General features: G+C 73.1%; 3 protein-coding genes. 1 reads left to right on the forward strand and 2 read right to left on the reverse strand.

Annotated features, from left to right (window positions below):
• Positions 1-405: sirohydrochlorin chelatase (locus PROKR_RS07865; protein ID WP_211240064.1), on the reverse strand; the 405-nt coding region annotated here is incomplete at its 3' end.
• Between the two features lie 149 nt (positions 406-554).
• On the reverse strand, positions 555-3242 hold the full coding sequence (locus tag PROKR_RS07870; protein WP_036961630.1) for a phosphoenolpyruvate carboxylase: 2688 nt from the start codon (positions 3240-3242) through the stop codon (positions 555-557).
• A gap of 95 nt (positions 3243-3337) precedes the next feature.
• Here PROKR_RS07870 and PROKR_RS07875 point away from each other — a divergent pair.
• Positions 3338-4091: DNA/RNA non-specific endonuclease (locus PROKR_RS07875; RefSeq protein WP_051432775.1), on the forward strand; the 754-nt coding region annotated here is incomplete at its 3' end.

Raw genomic sequence — 4091 nt, forward strand, 5'->3', positions numbered from 1 at the left:
GTCGTCCGGCCGGAACGGGCCGTGCGCCGCCTCGGCGGCGGCATAGCGGTCGGCCAGGATGTCGACGAGCAGCGGGTGCGGGCCGAGCGGATCGGCGGCGACCGCGCTGCCCTCGGCGGTCTCGTTGACGGCGGCGACGGCCTGCGCGATGTCGTGCCGCACGTGGTACCCCGTGGACAGCAGCACCGGCACGACGACGGCGGCCGGCGCGCCGTCAGAACCGGCGGCATCACGCACCGCCTCGGCGAGAACGTCCCCGACCTCCGGCTGTTGCACGTCGACGAACGCCTCGCGGACGTCGAGCCCGGGCCGGGCGACACGCACGCCGTCGAGCAGCGTGCGCACGGCGGCCTGGCCCGTGGGGTCGTCGGTCCCGTGGGACGTGCCGATCAGGGTCGCGCTCATGCTCTCTCCCATTGCTCCTCACACATCACGAGCCCTGCTGACTTCGGTCGGTTGCCCTGAGACCGGTCGATCAACCGACCGGTCTCAGCGCAGCCGACCGAAGTCGCGCCGTCAGCCCACCAGCCACTCAGGCAGCCAGCCAGCCCAGCTCACCCGGTGTTCTGCAGGCCCGCCGACACCCCGTTGACCGTCAGCAGCAGCAGGTGCTGCAGCCGGCCCTTGTAGTCGCCGTCGACCGCCGAGCCGCCGTCCGCCCCGGTGCGCAGCCCGCGCAGCGCGCGGACCTGCAGCAGCGACAGGGCGTCCACGTAGGGCGACCGCAGCTGCACGGCGCGGCCGAGCACGCGCTTGGACGCGAGCGGCCACTCGTTGCCGCTGATCTTCAGCACCCACTCGCGGGTGAGCCGCAGCTCGTCGAGCACCATCTGGGCCAGGTCGTCCCGGTCGCCGAGTGCGAGGTACTGCGCGGCGATGCGCTCGTCCGTCTTGGCGAGCGACATCTCCACGTTGTCGAGCATCGTGGCGAACAGCGGCCACTCCGCACGCGCGGCGCGCAGCAGCTCGACGTCGCCGGCCGTGGCCAGCGCCGTGCCCAGGCCGAACCAGCCCGCGAGGTTGATGCGGGCCTGCGACCAGGAGAACACCCACGGGATGGCGCGCAGGTCGTCGAGCGAGTTGACCGACAGACCACGCTTGGCGGGCCGCGACCCGATGGGCAGCAGGCCGACCTCCTCCAGCGGCGTGACCTGGGCGAACCACTGCGGGAACCCGTCGGCCTTCACCAGCTCGTGGAACCGGGCACGGGACGTCGCGTCGAGCTCGCCGGCCAGCTCGGCGAACTTGGCCGTCGCGGTCTCGTTGACGGCCTCGACCGACGGCGCGGACGCCAGCAGCGTGGCCGCCGCGACCTGCTCGATGTGCCGGGACGCGATGACCGGGTCGCCGTACCGGGCCAGGATGACCTCGCCCTGCTCGGTCAGCTTGAACCGGCCGTCCACCGAGTGCGGCGGCTGGGCCAGCACCGCGCGGTTGGCCGGGCCGCCGCCACGCCCGAGGGCACCGCCACGGCCGTGGAACAGCGTGAGCTTGAGGTCGTTGGACCGCGCCCACTCGGCGATGCGCGACTGCGCGTCGTGCAGCGCCAGCGTCGCGGCCACGGGGCCGACGTCCTTGGACGAGTCCGAGTAACCGAGCATCACCTCGACGCGCCGGCCGTTCTCGGCCAGACGCTTCTGCACCGCGGGCAGCGTGAGCATCGAGTCGAGGATCGGCACGGAGTTCTGCAGATCCGCGAAGGTCTCGAACAGCGGGATCGCGTCGATCACGGGCGCGCCGTCGGGGTCGTCCGCGAAGGCGTAGGAGGCCAGCTCGTAGACGGCGGCGAGGTGCTCCGGCGCCTGCGTGAACGACACGATGTAGCGGCGGGCGGCCCGCTCGCCGAACCGGCCCTGGATCGCGCCGAGGGCGCGGTAGGTGTCGAGCACCTCGCGGGTCTTGTCCCCGAGGGCGCCGTCCAGCCCGAGCTCGCGGATCTCGGCGAGCGCGGCGGCGTGCACCTGCGAGTGCTGCCGCACCTCGAGCTCGGCCAGGTGGAACCCGAAGGTCTGCACCTGCCAGACCAGCCGCTGCAGGTCGCCGTACGCGGCACGCGCCGCGCCGGTCGCGACCAGCGAGTCCTGGACCACGAGCAGGTCGGCCTCGAGCTGCTCGGCGTTCGCGTACGCCAGGTCGGCGTCGCGCGACCGGGTCGCGGCGACCCGCTCCGCGATCGCGAGCATGACCGCACGGTGCGGCTCGTTCGGCGACGCCTCCTCGGCGCGCCGGGCGACGTCGGCGGAGAGCAGCCGGATGCGCCGCCACAGGGCGTTCAGGTCCGACGACGGCGTGGTGCCCTCGGCGTCGAGCGTGAGCTTGCGGCCCGTCTCGACCGCGAGGCGCTCCAGTGCCGTGAGCGCGTGCTCCGCGGCCAGGGTCGCGGCCTGCCGCGTCACCTCGGCGGTGACGTTCGGGTTGCCGTCGCGGTCGCCGCCGATCCAGGTGCCGAGCTTGACGAACGGCTTGGCCACGGGGGCCACGCGGCCGGCGTCCTCGGCCAGGAGCCAGTCGTCGAGGCGGCGGTACACGTCACCGAAGACGTCGACGAGCACGGCGTCGAACACGCCCATGACCGTCTTGACCTCGTCGATCACGGACGGCTTGCTGGTCCGCACGGGCGCGGTGCGCCACATGGTGTCGATCTCGGCGAGGATCTGCCGCTCGTTCTCGGCGAGGGTCACGCCACCGAGCCGGCGGGTGTCGCGCTCGGCCAGGTGGTCCGAGATCCGGCGGATGGTCCCGCTGATGGCCCGACGCCGGGCCTCGGTCGGGTGCGCCGTGAGCACGGGCCGGAACTCCAGCTCGCCGAGCCGCCGCAGCGCCTCGTCGCGACCCACCTCCTCGGTGAGCCGGGCGAACGCCGCGGGGATCGTGTCCTCCAGGACGGCCGGGCCCGTGGTCGTCTCGGCCTCACGGGCGCGTAGCACGCGCACCCGGTGGTACTCCTCCGCGAGGTTCGCGAGGTGGAAGTAGCAGGTGAACGCGCGGGCGACCTGCTCGGCGCGCTCCACGGAGAAGGACGCGACGACGTCGGCGGCCTCGTCCAGCGCGTGGGGCGACGGGTCGCCGTAGGCACGGATCGTCAGCTCGCGCAGGCGTTCGACGTCGTCCAGCAGGTCCTGGCCTCCGTCCTCGCGCAGGATCCTGCCGAGAAGGCCGCCGAGCAGGCGCACGTCCTCGCGCAACGGGTCAGGTACCTCGTGCCGGGCATTGCCGCGGACGGTCTGAGTTGATTCACTCACGGGCTAGAGCCTAGGCCGAGATTGCCATCCGACGTCCAACCCGTCCGATTGTTGGTCTGGCCATGACCTGGCCTGCTCTGGTTGGCTGTCTGCCCGTGACCGGTTATGACGCTCAGTTCCTCGGTTTCGGCGTCCCGCTCCCCGTCTCCCGGGTCGAGCTGCGTGTGCTCGACTACACCCACTTCTCCGTGCTGCTGCACCCGGGCCGACGGCTCGCCGCGGCCACGGCCTGTACCGTCGACGGCTCCACGCTCCAGGCGCTGCGCCGGTCCGGGCGCTGGCGGCTGGACGGCCGCGTCCCGAGCGCCGAGCAGTCGGGCGCTGAGCTGTACGCGGGCAACCCGCTCGACCGCGGGCACCTGGTCCGCCGGCTCGACCCGGTCTGGGGCGACGCCGAGACCGCCGCGCGGGCGAACCACGACACGTTCACCTACACGAACGCGGCCCCGCAGGTGAACAGGTTCAACCAGTCGAAGGAGCTCTGGAACGGGCTGGAGGACCACGTGCTGCGGTACGCGGCCGCCCACGACCACCGCCTGGCGGTCCAGACCGGACCGGTCTTCGCGGCGGACGACCCGCTCTACCGCGGTGTCCGCATCCCCCGCCTGTTCTGGAAGGTCGTCGCGTGGGTGGGCCCGGGCCCGGCGCCCGACGGCGCAGCACCGGACGGGTTCCCGGGCGGCGCCAGGCCCGGGGTGCTCCAGTCGACCGGGTTCGTGCTGGACCAGACGCCCCAGCTCGACGACGCCAAGCTCTACGAGATCACCGCGCAGGCCCTGGCCCGGGACGACATCCCGCCGCTCGGCCCGTTCCGCACCTACCAGGTACCGGTGCGCGACGTCGCGGCGC

Origin of the sequence: Promicromonospora kroppenstedtii DSM 19349, from assembly GCF_000515355.1 — a bacterium.
In the GTDB taxonomy this organism is placed as follows: domain Bacteria; phylum Actinomycetota; class Actinomycetes; order Actinomycetales; family Cellulomonadaceae; genus Promicromonospora; species Promicromonospora kroppenstedtii.